A 13,653-nucleotide genomic window follows, 5' to 3' on the forward strand; every position below is an offset into this window, starting at 1 on the left:
ACACCCGAACGCACGACCGGTCCGGCGGGTTACTTGACCGGGGTCAGCTCGTCGCCGCACGTGCAGCGGTACGGCTCACCCGAACCCGAGCAGTGGCAAGGCACCTCGATACGGACGCGACAGCCGCAGCCCTCGTGACCGCACGTCAACTCGGTTCCGGCTTCGTAAGTTGCCATTTAACTCACCCTTTTCCTGTTGCGGTGATTCTTGCGGTGCGGGTCGACCGCACCCTCACTATATACCCCCCACGGGTATACCGTAAACGGCTGCGACCGGTTCGATACCGACCCGGCCGTCCGCGCCATCGTCGTCGGGCGCGGCTAGCGTGGGCGCCATGACCGAGAACCCAACCCCCAAAGACGTCGACGCATTCTTGGACAGCACAGTGGTGGACGGCGACCCGTCTCTGAGCGCCGCCCTGGCGGCCAGCGACGCGGCCGGATTACCGTCGATCGCGGTGTCGCTGCAGCAAGGAAAGTTCCTGAGTCTGCTCGCCGGTGCCATCGGTGCGCGCAGCATCCTCGAACTCGGCACGCTGGGCGGTTTCAGCACCATCTGGCTGGCGCGCGGCGCCGGCCCGCAAGGACGAGTCGTGACGCTGGAATACGAGCCCAAGCACGCCGAGGTGGCGCGGGCCAACCTGGAGCGGGCGGGCCTCGCCGATCGGGTGCAGGTGATCGTCGGCGCCGCACTGGATACGCTGCCGACGGTGACCGGTCCGTTCGATCTGATCTTCATTGACGCCGACAAGGAGAACTACCCGGCGTACCTGGAGTGGGCAGTGCGACTGGCCCGCCCCGGCGCGGTCATCGTGGCGGACAACGTGATTCGGCAGGGCCAGATCCTCGATCCGGAGTCCAACGCCCAAGCGAAGGCGGTGCGCCAAACGCTGCAGGCGATGGGCGAGCACCCGCGGCTGGACACCGCGGTGCTCCAGACGGTGGGCGCCAAGCCTTGGGACGGCTTCGCGTTCGCGTTGGTGCGGTAGGCGTCAGCGGGGGGTGAGGTCGGCGACGGCCCGCTCGGCGGAGGTGAGTTCGCCGATCCGCAAAGCGGTTTCGCCGGCGTACAGGGCCGCGCTGTCCAACCAGGAGTCGGGTACGCCGGCCACCGGCGCCAGCGGTGTGAAGAACGGGAGGGCGGGCGACTGCAGGCGCATCAGCGGTCCCGCGTCGAAATAGCCCAGCGCCGACAGCGGCCGGCTGGCCGCGTTCAGGGCGGCGGGCAGCGCCTTGGCCTTGCCATCCTCGCCGCACCACCGGTGGGTGGCGGCGTTGGGCACGACGCGGTGGCGCAGCGGCCAGCTCAGGCCGAACAGGTTGGTTTCGATTGTCTTGTCGGCCCGCAGGATTCGCTGCTGGTATGCGCGGTTCGCGTTGGCCTCGTGGGTCAACAGGAATCGCGTGCCGGCGATGACACCACTGGCGCCGGCGTCCAGCGCGGCGCGCGTGTCGGCGCCGGTGGCGATGCCGCCAGCCACGAACACCGGACGGCCGGCGGCCGCGGCGCGGGCACGCGGCAAAAAGTCCAGCGCCGCCATGGTTCCCACCAGATGTCCGCCTGCCTCGCGTCCCTGGGCAATCAGACCGTCGGCGCCCGCGGCGATCGCGGCCCGCGCCTGCGCGTCGGTGCCTACCATCACGAAGACGAAGATTCCCGCATCGCGCAGGTGCTCGACGAGGCCCCGCTTTTCGCCGAACGCCAGCACGACGGCGTCCACCCGCGCGTCGACGCAGACCGCGACGTGGCGGCGATGAACGAAGGGCATCAACAGGTTTACCGCGACCGCGCGGTCCGGCGCCTGGGCGCGCACCCGCTCGATCGACGTTCGTAGCCGCTGGGGCGTGTCGATGCCCAGCGTGCCCAGTCCGCCCGCCCGGGCGACCGCGCCCGCCAGTTCCGCGCCCGCCAGTCCGCCGCCCATGCCGGCCTGCCCTACGGGAACATCGAGCCGCAGCCGGTCCGCGATATCCACGACCTAAGACGTTACGCGCGTGGTCCATACGGCTATGTCGAGCGGGCCGCCGGGACGCCGATGTTCGTTGCTGGCCAACGGCTTGCGGGCGTAATCTTGATAACAGATGGATGGGTGCGACAACGCTCAAAAGGCTTGCCGCATAACAGAAAGGTCACAAAATGAGTACAGTCCATTCATCAATCGATCACCACCCCGATTTGTTGGCTCTGCGTGCGCGTTACGAGCGCGTGGCCGAGTCGATGAGCGCGCATGTCACGTTCGGTCTGGCCCTGCTGACAGGCCTGTACGTGGCCGCGTCGCCGTGGATCGTCGGATTCAACGGCACGGCATCGCTTGCCACGTCCGACCTGATCGTCGGGATCGCGGCGGCGTTCTTGGCCTACGGCTTCGCGACGACGCTGGATCGCGCGCACGGCATGACCTGGACGCTGCCCGTGCTGGGCCTGTGGGTCATCGTCTCGACGTGGATCCTGCCGGGCGTCGTGATGACCACCGGCATGACCTGGTCGAATGTCGTTGCCGGTGCGTTGTTGGCGTTCTTGGGCTTCAACGCGACCTACTTCGGCATGCGCACCCGCGAGACGGGCACCCACGCCTGATCGCGAACTCGGTTAGGTCGCAAGGCAGTTCGCCCGCCCCGGGGCCGATCAGCACGGCCAGGGACGGCGATCAGCCGCAGACCGCGCCGATGGCGGCCGAGCTGACCAGCTTCACGTATTTGGCCAGGACCCCGGTCTTGTAGCGCGGCTCCGGCGGGGCGAAATCCTTTCGCCGGGCCTCGAATTCGGCCGGATCGGTGAGCACGTCGAGCACATGGTTGGCTACATCGAGGCGGATCCGGTCGCCGTCGCGCAGGAACGCGATCGGACCGGCGTCGACCGCCTCGGGCGCGATGTGACCGACGCACAGGCCGGTCGTCCCGCCGGAGAAGCGGCCGTCGGTCAGTAGCAGCACGTCTTTGCCCAGACCGGCGCCCTTGATGGCGCCGGTGATGGCCAGCATTTCCCGCATGCCGGGGCCGCCCTTGGGCCCTTCATAGCGGATCACCACCGCGTCGCCCTTGGTGATGGTGCCGTCCTCCAAAGCGTCCAGCGCGGCCCGCTCTCCGTCGAAAACCCTTGCGGTGCCCTCGAACACGTCCGAGTCGAATCCCGCCGACTTGACCACCGCACCCTCGGGCGCCAGCGATCCGCGCAAAATGGTGATCCCGCCGGTCGGGTGAATCGGATTGCTCAGCGCGCGCAGCACCTTGCCGTCCGGGTCGGGCGGGGCGATCAAGGCCAGGTTCTCGGCTACGGTCGCACCGGTCACCGTCAGGCAGTCGCCGCGCAGCAGCCCGGCGTCCAGCAGCGCCTTCATCATCACCGGCACGCCGCCGATGTGGTCGACGTGGGACATGACGTGGCGGCCGAACGGCTTGACGTCGGCCAGGTGCGGGACCTTCGAGCCGATCCGGCTGAAATCGTCGAGCGTCAGCGCAACATCGGCCTCGTGGGCGATGGCCAGCAGGTGCAGCACCGCGTTGGTGGAACCGCCGAAGGCCATCACCACCGCGATCGCGTTCTCGAACGCCTCCTTGGTGAGGATGTCGCGGGCGGTGATGCCGCGCCGCAGCAGTTCGACGACGGCCGCACCGCTGCGCCGCGCGAACCCGTCGCGGCGGCGGTCGGTCGCCGGCGGTGCCGCGCTGCCCGGCAGCGACATCCCGAGCGCCTCGGCGGCGCTGGCCATCGTGTTCGCCGTGTACATGCCGCCGCACGCGCCTTCGCCGGGACAGATCGCGCGTTCGATGGCGTCGACGTCCTCGCGGGGCATCAGGCCCCGGGCGCAGGCGCCCACCGCCTCGAATGCGTCGATGATGGTGACCTCGCGCTCGCTGCCGTCGGACAGCTTGGCGACCCCGGGCAGGATCGAGCCGGCATAGAGGAACACCGAGGCCAGGTCCAGCCGGGCGGCGGCCATCAGCATTCCGGGCAGCGACTTGTCGCAGCCGGCCAGCAGCACCGAGCCGTCCAGGCGTTCGGCCTGCATTACCGTCTCGACGCTGTCGGCGATCACCTCGCGCGACACCAGCGAGAAGTGCATGCCCTCGTGGCCCATCGAGATGCCGTCGGACACCGAGATGGTGCCGAACTCCAGCGGGTAACCACCGGCCGAGAACACGCCCTCCTTGACCGCCTTGGCGAGCCGGTCCAGCGAGAGGTTGCACGGGGTGATCTCGTTCCACGACGACGCGACGCCGATCTGTGGCTTGGCGAAGTCCTCGTCTCCCATGCCTACGGCCCGCAGCATGCCCCGGGCGGCTGCCTTCTCCAGGCCGTCGGTGACGTCACGACTACGCGGCTTGATGTCGGCGCTGGCGGCCGAATCGGTGGTGGGCATCGTTCAAGTATGCGCTGGCCAGTCCCGATGCCAATTTCCGGGATACCCCGACGGGGTATAAGCTGGACTTCGGCGTGATGCCGCCGCAGGGCGGGCGAATTGGCAGGGGAGACAGATGACGAACGACCACGGGTACTCGCAGCAGAAGGACAACTACGCCAAGCGGCTGCGGCGGATCGAGGGCCAGGTGCGTGGCATCGCCCGGATGATCGAGGAAGACAAGTACTGCATCGACGTCCTCACCCAGGTCAGCGCCGTCAACAGCGCACTGCGGTCGGTCGCCCTGAACCTGCTCGATGAGCACCTGAGCCACTGCGTCACCCGCGCGGTTGCCGAGGGCGGCGACGACGCCGACAACAAGCTCGCCGAGGCCTCCGCCGCCATTGCGCGGCTGGTTCGTTCCTGATTTCGTTCTGCATCGGTGATGTAGTTGAGACCTGTTTCCCGGCCCTGATTCAGGGGGAGGCCTAGTTGCGGTCCGTACGGTAAGGCAGTGTGATCGCATTAGGCGCGACAACCCAGGAAATGGGTAGTCCGGCCGATACAGACGCCATGACTGCCGAAACCAACGCTGCCGCGCGAACGTGGACCCCACGGATCGCGGCTCAGTTGGCTGTGCTGGCCGCCGCGGCCTTCACTTATGTCACCGCCGAGATTCTGCCGGTCGGCGCGCTGCCGGCCATCTCACGCGACCTGCACGTCAGCTTGTTTGCGGTGGGAACGCTGTTGACCTGGTACGCCTTCGTGGCGGCCCTGACGACGTTTCCGCTGGTGCGCTGGACCGCGCATTGGCCGCGGCGCCGCACGCTCATGCTCAGCCTGACCTGCCTGACCGCCTCGCAGGTCATCTCGGCGCTGGCGCCCAGTTTCGCGGTGCTGGCCGCCGGGCGGGTGCTCTGTGCGGTCACCCACGGCCTGCTGTGGGCGGTCATCGCGCCGATCGCGACCCGGCTGGTGCCGCCGACCCATGCCGGGCGCGCCACCATGTCGATCTACGTGGGCACCAGCCTCGCGCTGGTGGTGGGGAGCCCGCTCACCGCGGCGCTGAGCCTGATGTGGGGGTGGCGCCTGGCCGTCGTGTGCGTCACCGTCGCGGCTGCCGTCGTCACGATGGCGGCCCGGCTGATGCTGCCGGAGATGGTGCTGACGGAGGGCCAGCTCGCCCACGTGGGTCCGAGGTCACGACACCACCGCAACCCGCGGCTGATCCTGGTGAGCGTGCTGGCGATGATCGCGGTCACCGGCCACTTCGTGTCCTACACCTACATCGTCGAGCTGATCCGCAACGTCCTTGGCGTGCGCGGGCCGAACCTCGCCTTCGTGCTGGCCGCCTACGGGCTGGCGGGCCTGCTGTCGTTGCCGCTGGTGGCGCGGCCGCTGGACCACCGGCCCAAGGGCGCCATCATCCTGTGCATCACGGGGCTGACGTCGGCTTTCGTCGTGCTGACCGGGCTGGCGCTCGGTGGTAAGACCGGCGTGGCCACCGCACTGATCGGGACCGCCGCCATCGTGCTGTGGGGCGCGATGGCCACCGCGGTCTCCCCGATGATGCAATCCGCCGCGATGCGCAACGGCGCCGACGACCCCGACGGGGCGTCCGGGCTCTATGTGACCGCCTTCCAGGTCGGCATCATGGCCGGGTCGCTGGCCGGCGGCCTGTTCTATGAGCGCAGCGTCACGCTGATGCTGACCGCTTCGGCGGCCCTGATGGCCGTCGCGCTTATCGGCATCGTGGCCAACCGGCGGATGCTGGACGTTGCTCCGACAAGCTCACCCGATTCATAGCCGCCCAGCTCAACCCGGTAATCGACGCCCTTGCCGGGGCGCGGGAACCCGGCGGTGACGGTAGCTGGCGCGGCCCTTATGCCACACTGTGTCGAGAACACGAGTGGAGGTATGCATATGCCGGGCTGGACGAGGGCCGCTACTTTGAAGGGCCTCTTCGCCGCTCTGAACGCCGCCGGTTTGGCGTCCGTCATGGGCTTGGTGCTGGTGCTGAGTGCGGCTCCCGCACTGGCGGATCCGGACCCGGCACCGGCAGACCCGGGCGCGGTCGCGGTCCCACCCGGACCGCCGCCGCCACCCGACCCGCTGGCGCCCCCGCCGCCGGCTGACCCGCTGGCGGCCCCGCCGCCGCCCAACCCGCTGGCGCCGCCGCCCTGGCTTCCCCCGGGTGCGGGCGCGCAACCCGCCGCTGCCGCGGCCGATGGGCAGAACAACACGCCGTTCACCGGCACGGCCCCGTTCGGGCCGCCGTCGTTCGTCCCCAAGGGCGGCTCGACCGTGGGTGTGGCCCAGCCGATCATCATCAACTTCCCGGGAACGGTCGAGAACGCCGACGCGGCGATCGGCGCCGTGCACGTCTCGTCCGTCCCGCCGGTACCGGGCAAGTTCTACTGGATGACCCCGACCCAGTTGCGCTGGCGCCCAATCAATTTCTGGCCCGCACATACCGCGGTAACCGTCGACGCCGGCGGCACCGTGTCCACCTTTCAGACCGGCGACTCGCTGATCGCCACGGCCGACGACGCGACTCACCAACTGATCGTCGCCCGCAACGGCACCGTGGAGAAGACCTTCCCGATGTCGATGGGCATGACGTCGGGCAATCACCAAACCCCCAACGGCACCTACTACGTGCAGGACAAGAAGGCGTCGGTGGTGATGGACTCCTCGACCTACGGGGTCCCGGTCAATTCGACCTACGGTTACAAGGTGACGGTGGAGGACGCGGTCCGGTTCGACAATGTCGGCGACTACGTGCACAGCGCGCCGTGGTCGGTGGATGACCAGGGCAAGCGCGACGTCAGCCACGGCTGCATCAACATCAGCCCCGCCAATGCCAAGTGGTTCTTCGACAACTTCGGTCCGGGTGACCCGATCGTCGTGAAGAACTCCAGCGGCGGCAACTACAAGAAGAACGACGGATCCGCCGACTGGCTGAATTAACCCGCGCATAACGCGTAATCGCCCATTTCCCCAGGGGGATGGGCGATTACGCGTCTGAAGGCGGGGGATCGGCTGCGGGGGGCTTCCGCTGATCGCCGGGTTATGTATAGCATCATACATAAGGAACCGATCCGAGGAGCTGCGATGCGTGGTCCACGCGAGCGGATGGTCGTTTCTGCTGCGCTGCTGATCCGGGAGCGGGGGGCGCACGCCACTGCGATCTCCGATGTGCTCGAACACAGCGGCGCGCCCCGCGGATCGGCGTACCACTACTTTCCCGGCGGCCGCACCCAGCTGCTCTGCGAGGCCGTCGACTACGCAGGCGAGCACGTCGCCGCCGTCATCACCGGCGCCGACGACGGCCTGCAATTGCTGGACACGTTGATCGACAAGTACCGCCGCCAGCTCCTCGACAGCGACTTTCGTGCGGGTTGCCCCGTCGTGGCCGTCTCCGTAGAAGCGGGCGAGCAGCACGACGCCGACCGCATGGTGATCGAACGCGCCGCGGCGGTCTTCGACCGATGGACGGACCTGATCGCCGCGCGGTTCATCGCCGACGGAATCTCGCCGGAGCGGGCGCGCGAATTGGCGGTGCTGGCCACCGCCTCGCTCGAGGGTGCGATCGTGCTCGCGCGGGTGCGACGTGACCTGATGCCCCTCGACGTCGTCCACCGCCAGCTGCATGACCAGCTGGCGGCGTCGTTAGGTCAGGCGCTCGGAAAGGAAACCCACGATGACCGGTGAATGGCAATCCAGCGCGTGCATCCTGTGTGAATGCAATTGCGGCATCGTCGTCCAGGTCGAAGACCGTCGGCTGGCCCGGATCCGCGGTGACAAGGCGCACCCGGCCTCGCAGGGCTATACCTGCAATAAGGCGTTGCGGCTGGACCACTATCAGAACAGCGGCGCCCGCCTGACCTCCCCGCTGCGTCGCCGCGCCGACGGCAGCTACGAGGAGATCGATTGGGACACGGCGATCGTCGAGATCGCCGAGGGGTTCAAGCAGATTCGCGACAGCTATGGCGGCGACAAGATCTTCTACTACGGCGGCGGTGGGCAGGGCAACCACCTGGGCGGGGCGTACAGCGGCGCCTTCTTGAAGGCGCTGGGCTCGCGCTACCGCTCAAATGCGCTGGCGCAGGAGAAAACCGGTGAGGCCTGGATCGACGGGCACCTCTACGGCGGCCACACCCGAGGTGAATTCGAGCACGCCGAGGTGGCGGTGTTCGTCGGGAAGAACCCGTGGATGTCGCAGAGCTTTCCGCGAGCCCGGGTGGTGCTTAACGAGATCGCCAAGGATCCGGCCCGCTCGATGATCGTCATAGACCCGGTGGTCACCGACACCGCCAAGATGTCCGACTTCCACCTGCGGGTGCGGCCCGGCACCGACGCCTGGTGCCTGGCCGCACTGGCCGCCGTCCTCGTCCAGGAAAACCTGTGCGACGAAGCATTTCTCGGCGAGCATGTGCGCGGCGCGGATGCCGTGCGCGCCGCGCTGCGCGAGGTTCCGGTGGCCGACTACGCCCAGCATTGCGGGGTCGACCAGGAACTGCTGCGCGCGGCGGCGCGGCGCATCGGCGCGGCCGCCAGCGTCTCGGTGTTCGAAGACCTCGGCGTGCAGCAGGCACCCAACAGCACGCTGTGCTCCTATCTGAACAAGCTGCTCTGGATCCTCACCGGCAACTTCTCGAAAAGAGGCGGCCAGCACCTGCATTCGTCGTTCGCTCCGCTGTTCGGCCAGTTCTCCGGGCGCACACCGGTCACCGGCGCCCCGATCATTTCCGGACTGGTGCCCAGCAACGTGGTGCCCGAGGAGATCCTGACCGACCACCCGGACCGCTTCCGGGCCATGATCGTGGAAAGCAGCAATCCCGCACACTCGCTGGCCAACTCGGCCGCCTGTCGGGAGGCCTTTCAGGCCCTGGAACTGATGGTGGTCATCGACGTCGCGATGACCGAGACCGCCAGGCTCGCACATTATGTGCTGCCCGCCGCGTCCCAATTCGAGAAGCCGGAAGCCACCTTCTTCAACCTGGAATTCCCGCACAACACCTTTCATTTGCGCCGCCTCTTGATGGAGCCCCTGCCGGGAACCCTGGCCGAGCCCGAAATCTGGGCGCGGCTGGTGCGGGCGCTCGGCGTGCTGGACGACGCGGATCTGCGGCCACTGCACGAAGCCGCACGAAACGGCCGACAGGCCTACACCGAGGCGCTTCTGAGCGCCATAGCCAATCCGACCGTGGCGCAACTACTTCCGTACGTGCTCTACGAGACGCTGGGGCCTACCCTGCCGGACGGGTTACGCGGCGCGGCCGCCCTGTGGGGCCTTGCCCAAAAGACCGCCATGAGTTATCCCGACGCGGTGCGGCGCGCTGGGCACGCCGACGGCAACGCCCTGTTCGACGCGATCCTGGACACCCCGTCGGGGGTGACGTTCACCGTGCACAACTACGAGGACGACTTCGCGCTGATCAGCCACTCCGACCGCAAGATCGCGCTGGAAATCCCGTCAATGCTCGACGAATTGCATGCGCTGTCCCGGATTCCACCCCAGCTCACCTCGCCGGAATTCCCGATCGTGTTGTCGGTGGGGGAGCGGCGCGCCTACACCGCCAACGACATCTTCCGCGACCCGACCTGGCGCAAACGCGACGCCGAGGGCGCGCTGCGGATCAGCGTCGAGGATGCACAGACCCTCGGACTCACCGCGGGAGGCCGGGCGCGCATCAGCACCGCGGCCGGCAGCGCCGAGGCCACCATCGAGATCACCGAGACGATGATGGCCGGGCATGCCGCCCTGCCCAACGGTTTCGGGCTCGACTACGTCGACGACGAGGGGCGCACCGTCACCCCCGGCGTCGCGCCGAACGTGCTCACCTCGACCGAGTGGCGCGATCCTTACGCCGGCACGCCGTGGCACAAGCACGTGCCCGCGCGGATCGAGCCCGCCCCGTTGGGCGTCAGTTCCAGATCTTGACCCGTCTGTCCGGCTCCAAGAACAGCGCACCGGAGTCCGCGCCGTCGAACGCGTCGTAGAATGCATCCATGTTGCGCAGCACGCCGTTGCAGCGGAACTCCGGTGGCGAGTGCGGATCCACCGCAAGGCGCCGGATCGCCTCCGCATCACGGGATTTGGTGCGCCACACCTGGGCCCAGCCGTAGAACACGCGCTGCACGCCGGTGAGGCCGTCGATCACCGGAGCGGGCTGGCCGTTCAGTGACAACTGGTAGGCCAGCAGCGCGATCGACAAGCCACCCAGGTCTCCGATGTTCTCCCCGACCGTGAAAGCGCCGTTGACGTGGTGGTCGCCGGCCAGGCCGCGTGGCGTATAGGCGTCATACTGCTCAATGAGAGCCTTTGTGCGGGCGCCGAATTCGCTCCGGTCGGCGTCGGTCCACCAGTCGACCAGGTTGCCGTCGCCGTCGTACTTGGCGCCCTGGTCGTCGAAGCCGTGGCCGATCTCGTGCCCGATCACCGCGCCGATGCCGCCGTAGTTGGCCGCGTCGTCGGCCTCGGCGTCGAAGAACGGTGGCTGCAAAATCGCTGCCGGGAACACGATTTCGTTCATCCCCGGGTTGTAGTACGCGTTGACCGTCTGCGGCGTCATGAACCACTCGTCTTTGTCCACCGGCCCGCCGAGCTTGGCCAGCTCACGGTCGTGGTTGACCGCGTAGCCGCGCTGATAGTTGCCGTACAGGTCGTCACGGTCGATCACCAGCGAGGAGTAGTCACGCCACTTGGACGGGTAGCCGACCTTGGCGGTGAACTTGTCCAGCTTGGTCAGCGCCCGCTCCCGGGTCTGCGGTGTCATCCAGTCCAGGTCGCTGATGCTCATCCGGTACGCCGCCCGCAAGTTCGCGACCAGCTCGTCGATGCGGGCCTTCGCCCCCGGCGGGAAATGCCGCTGCACATACAGCTTTCCGACGGCGTCGCCCATCAGATTCTCCACCAGTGACACCGCGCGCTTCCACCGGTCCCGGATCTGCTCGGTGCCGGTCAGCCGCCGGCCGTAGAAGTCGAAGTCCGCGGACACCAACTCGTCGGTCAGCCAGGCGGCCCGCGCGCGGATCAGCCGCCAGCGCGCCCAGCTCTTCCACACCTCGAGGTCCTCGCTGCGCCACAACTCGGCAAAGGTGCGCAGGTAATCAGGTTGGCGCACAATCACTTCCGCGAGCGCATCGGGGTTCGCGCCGAGCGCGGCGGCCCAGCCGGCCCAGTCGAAGCCCACCGACTCGTCGCGAAGCTCGGCGAACGTGCGCAGGTTGTAGGTGAGGTCGGCGTCGCGGCGCTTGACCACATCCCAGTGCGCCTCGGCCAGCCTGGTCTCCAGCGCGACGATGCGGTCGGCGGTCTGGATGTGCTCGGCCGGGTCCCCGCCGAACACCAGGCCGAACATCCGCGCGATGTGAGCGGGGTAGGCCTCCAGCACCTCGGCGTGCCGCTCCTCGCGGTAGTAGGACTCGTCGGGCAGCCCGAGGCCGGACTGGGTGAAGTGCACCAGGTAGCGGGCCGAGTTCTTGGCGTCGGTGTCCACGTACACGCCGACGCCGCCGCCCGCGCCGGTGCGCTGCAGCGCGCCGATGGCCCGGGCCAGCGCGTCGGCGGCGTCGGCGTCGTCGATCGCGGCCATCTCGTCCAGCAGCGGCCGCACGCCGCGGCGCTGCACGGCGTCCTCGTCGAGGAAGCTCGCGTACAGGTCGCCGATGCGCTGCGCGTCGTCGTCCGCGGCGCCCGAACCCTGCTGGCTGGCCTCCACGATCAGGTCGCGCACCTGCTCTTCGGCACGGTCATACAGCTGGCGGAAGGCGCCGTCGGTGGCCCGGTCCGCCGGTATCTCGTATTCGGCCAGCCAGCGGCCGTTGACGTGACCGAACAGGTCGTCTTGGGGGCGGATATTTTCGTCGACAAAGCTCAGGTCGATGCCCGAGCGGATGGCCATATTCGTCACCCCGCCATCCTTCCATCTTTCCCGGGTGCGACGATCGGGCCATGTCCGAGGGCGAGCGAACCGAACCAACTGCCGAAGAAGATTCCGTTGACGTCGCCCCCGATGACGACTCGACCGGCGACGGCGCCGACGATATCGACGAAGACGAATCCGAAAGCGGCGAAGTCTTTTCCCCTTACGGCATCGCGTCGGCGGTGCTCGGTGTGCTCTCGGTGGCCGCGGTGGTGCTCAGCTTCCTCATCTGGTCCGACCACCGCGACCAGGTGGCCGAGCGCGGCTACCTGAGCCGCGCCATGCAGACCGCAGCGGACTGGGCGAACGTGTTGATCAACATGAACAGCGGCAACGTCGACGCCAGCCTGCAGCGGCTGCACGACGGGACGGTCGGCGAGCTCAACACCGACTTCGACGCGGCCGTGCAGCCATACAAGGCGGTCGTGGAGAAGCTGCAATCCAAGAGCGCCGGGCGGATCGAGGCGGTGGCGATCGAAACCGTGCACCACGATTTGGACACCCAGCCCGGCGTCTCGAGGCCGGTGGTCACCACCAAGCTGCCTCCGTTCGCGAGCCGAACCGACTCGGTGATGGTGATCGCCACGTCGGTCAGCGAAAACGTCGGAGCCAAGCCGCAAACCGTGCACTGGAACCTGCGGCTCGACGTATCCGACGTGGACGGCAAGCAGATGGTCTCCGGATTGGGGTCGATCCGATGAGGAACCTCTGGCGGCTGTTGGCCTTCGACATCCTGGCCCCGCTGGCCGCGATCGCGGCCCTGCTGGCCATCGGGCTGGTGCTCGGCTGGCCGCTGTGGTGGGTGTCGGCGTGCTCGGTGCTGATCCTGCTGATCGTCGAAGGCGTGGCGATCAACTTCTGGCTGCTGCGCCGCGATTCGGTCAGCGTCGGCACCGACGACGACGCCCCGGGGCTGCGGCTGGCGGTCGTGCTGCTGTGCACGGCGGCGCTGGCCGCGGCGGTGGCGACCGGCTACACGCACTGGACCAGGGCGGACAACGACTTCACCAACGACTCCCGCCAGGTCGTGGCGACCGCCACCGGCATGGCCGAGGCAATGGCGTCGTTCAGCCCCACCGCCCCGACCGGCTCCATCGACCGGGCCACGGCGATGATCGTCCCGGAGCATGCGGCCGCGTTCAAGGAGCAGTACAGCAAGTCCAGCGCCGACCTGGCCCAGCACCACGTCACGGCCCAGGCCACCACGGTGTCGGCGGGGGTCGAGGCCCTCGGGCCGTCGGCGGCCAGCGTGGCGGTGATCCTGCGGGTCACCCAGAACACCCCGGGGCAGCCGCCCAGTCAGGCGGCGCCGGCGCTGCGGGTAACGCTGACCAAGCGGGGCATCGACTGGCTGGTCGCCGACGTGCTGCCGGTCAGATAGCG

13 protein-coding genes are annotated in these 13,653 nt (G+C 68.3%); 9 read left to right on the forward strand and 4 right to left on the reverse strand.

What is annotated here, in order from left to right:
• Positions 1–29: 29 nt before the first annotated feature.
• Positions 30–176: a copper-binding metallothionein MymT gene (gene mymT, locus ACZYVJ_RS16315; RefSeq protein WP_075233985.1), complete on the reverse strand. Its 147-nt coding sequence runs from the start codon at positions 174–176 to the stop codon at positions 30–32.
• A 158-nt stretch (positions 177–334) separates the two neighbouring features.
• On the opposite strand from mymT, the gene ACZYVJ_RS16320 reads away from it, so the two are divergent.
• Entirely contained in the window at positions 335–988 is a 654-nt protein-coding gene (locus ACZYVJ_RS16320) for an O-methyltransferase (RefSeq protein WP_463831974.1), read from the forward strand.
• A gap of 3 nt (positions 989–991) precedes the next feature.
• Here the strand turns inward: ACZYVJ_RS16320 and ACZYVJ_RS16325 are convergent, their stop codons facing one another.
• A complete protein-coding gene (locus ACZYVJ_RS16325) occupies positions 992–1,975 on the reverse strand; it encodes a nitronate monooxygenase (protein ID WP_463831975.1) in 984 nt (327 codons plus the stop codon).
• Between the two features lie 161 nt (positions 1,976–2,136).
• Between ACZYVJ_RS16325 and ACZYVJ_RS16330 the strand changes: the two genes are divergently transcribed.
• Positions 2,137–2,577: an SPW repeat protein gene (locus ACZYVJ_RS16330; protein ID WP_463831976.1), complete on the forward strand. Its 441-nt coding sequence runs from the start codon at positions 2,137–2,139 to the stop codon at positions 2,575–2,577.
• A 70-nt stretch (positions 2,578–2,647) separates the two neighbouring features.
• Here ACZYVJ_RS16330 and ilvD read toward each other — a convergent pair whose 3' ends face one another.
• Entirely contained in the window at positions 2,648–4,360 is a 1,713-nt protein-coding gene (gene ilvD, locus ACZYVJ_RS16335) for a dihydroxy-acid dehydratase (protein WP_463831977.1), read from the reverse strand.
• A 115-nt stretch (positions 4,361–4,475) separates the two neighbouring features.
• On the opposite strand from ilvD, the gene ricR reads away from it, so the two are divergent.
• The 5 genes from ricR to ACZYVJ_RS16360 all read left to right on the forward strand — a co-directional run bounded on the left by ricR (position 4,476) and on the right by ACZYVJ_RS16360 (position 10,286).
• A complete protein-coding gene (gene ricR, locus ACZYVJ_RS16340; protein WP_463831978.1) occupies positions 4,476–4,766 on the forward strand; it encodes a copper-sensing transcriptional repressor RicR in 291 nt (96 codons plus the stop codon).
• Between the two features lie 146 nt (positions 4,767–4,912).
• Entirely contained in the window at positions 4,913–6,145 is a 1,233-nt protein-coding gene (locus tag ACZYVJ_RS16345; protein WP_463831979.1) for an MFS transporter, read from the forward strand.
• Between the two features lie 117 nt (positions 6,146–6,262).
• Positions 6,263–7,309: a L,D-transpeptidase gene (locus ACZYVJ_RS16350; RefSeq protein WP_463831980.1), complete on the forward strand. Its 1,047-nt coding sequence runs from the start codon at positions 6,263–6,265 to the stop codon at positions 7,307–7,309.
• Between the two features lie 144 nt (positions 7,310–7,453).
• The gene (locus ACZYVJ_RS16355; protein WP_463831981.1) at positions 7,454–8,053 is read left to right on the forward strand and encodes a TetR/AcrR family transcriptional regulator; all 600 of its coding nucleotides are present in this window, start codon (positions 7,454–7,456) and stop codon (positions 8,051–8,053) included.
• Positions 8,043–10,286, forward strand: coding sequence for a molybdopterin-dependent oxidoreductase (locus ACZYVJ_RS16360; protein WP_463831982.1), 2,244 nt, complete (start codon positions 8,043–8,045; stop codon positions 10,284–10,286). Before ACZYVJ_RS16355 ends, ACZYVJ_RS16360 begins: the two co-directional genes overlap by 11 nt.
• Here ACZYVJ_RS16360 and ACZYVJ_RS16365 read toward each other — a convergent pair.
• Positions 10,270–12,249, reverse strand: a complete 1,980-nt coding sequence (locus tag ACZYVJ_RS16365; RefSeq protein WP_463833019.1) for a M13 family metallopeptidase — start codon at positions 12,247–12,249, stop codon at positions 10,270–10,272. The genes ACZYVJ_RS16360 and ACZYVJ_RS16365 overlap by 17 nt on opposite strands.
• 50 nt (positions 12,250–12,299) lie before the next feature.
• Between ACZYVJ_RS16365 and ACZYVJ_RS16370 the strand changes: the two genes are divergently transcribed.
• Positions 12,300–12,971, forward strand: coding sequence for a hypothetical protein (locus ACZYVJ_RS16370; protein WP_463831983.1), 672 nt, complete (start codon positions 12,300–12,302; stop codon positions 12,969–12,971).
• On the forward strand, positions 12,968–13,651 hold the full coding sequence (locus tag ACZYVJ_RS16375; RefSeq protein ID WP_463831984.1) for a hypothetical protein: 684 nt from the start codon (positions 12,968–12,970) through the stop codon (positions 13,649–13,651). Before ACZYVJ_RS16370 ends, ACZYVJ_RS16375 begins: the two co-directional genes overlap by 4 nt.
• Positions 13,652–13,653 lie beyond the last annotated feature (2 nt).

Source organism: Mycobacterium sp. IDUB_3, from assembly GCF_055419585.1.

Bases quoted from the DNA above. Each gene is read 5' to 3' on its own strand.
- ACZYVJ_RS16320 (WP_463831974.1), top strand. From the start codon at position 335: ATGACCGAGAACCCAACCCCCAAAGACGTCGACGCATTCTTGGACAGC.
- ricR (WP_463831978.1), top strand. From the start codon at position 4,476: ATGACGAACGACCACGGGTACTCGCAGCAGAAGGACAACTACGCCAAG.
- ACZYVJ_RS16370 (WP_463831983.1), top strand. From the start codon at position 12,300: ATGTCCGAGGGCGAGCGAACCGAACCAACTGCCGAAGAAGATTCCGTT.
- ACZYVJ_RS16350 (WP_463831980.1), top strand. From the start codon at position 6,263: ATGCCGGGCTGGACGAGGGCCGCTACTTTGAAGGGCCTCTTCGCCGCT.
- ACZYVJ_RS16345 (WP_463831979.1), top strand. From the start codon at position 4,913: ATGACTGCCGAAACCAACGCTGCCGCGCGAACGTGGACCCCACGGATC.
- ACZYVJ_RS16365 (WP_463833019.1), bottom strand. From the start codon at position 12,249: ATGGCCATCCGCTCGGGCATCGACCTGAGCTTTGTCGACGAAAATATC.
- ACZYVJ_RS16330 (WP_463831976.1), top strand. From the start codon at position 2,137: ATGAGTACAGTCCATTCATCAATCGATCACCACCCCGATTTGTTGGCT.
- ACZYVJ_RS16355 (WP_463831981.1), top strand. From the start codon at position 7,454: ATGCGTGGTCCACGCGAGCGGATGGTCGTTTCTGCTGCGCTGCTGATC.
- ACZYVJ_RS16375 (WP_463831984.1), top strand. From the start codon at position 12,968: ATGAGGAACCTCTGGCGGCTGTTGGCCTTCGACATCCTGGCCCCGCTG.
- ilvD (WP_463831977.1), bottom strand. From the start codon at position 4,360: ATGCCCACCACCGATTCGGCCGCCAGCGCCGACATCAAGCCGCGTAGT.
- mymT (WP_075233985.1), bottom strand. From the start codon at position 176: ATGGCAACTTACGAAGCCGGAACCGAGTTGACGTGCGGTCACGAGGGC.
- ACZYVJ_RS16360 (WP_463831982.1), top strand. From the start codon at position 8,043: ATGACCGGTGAATGGCAATCCAGCGCGTGCATCCTGTGTGAATGCAAT.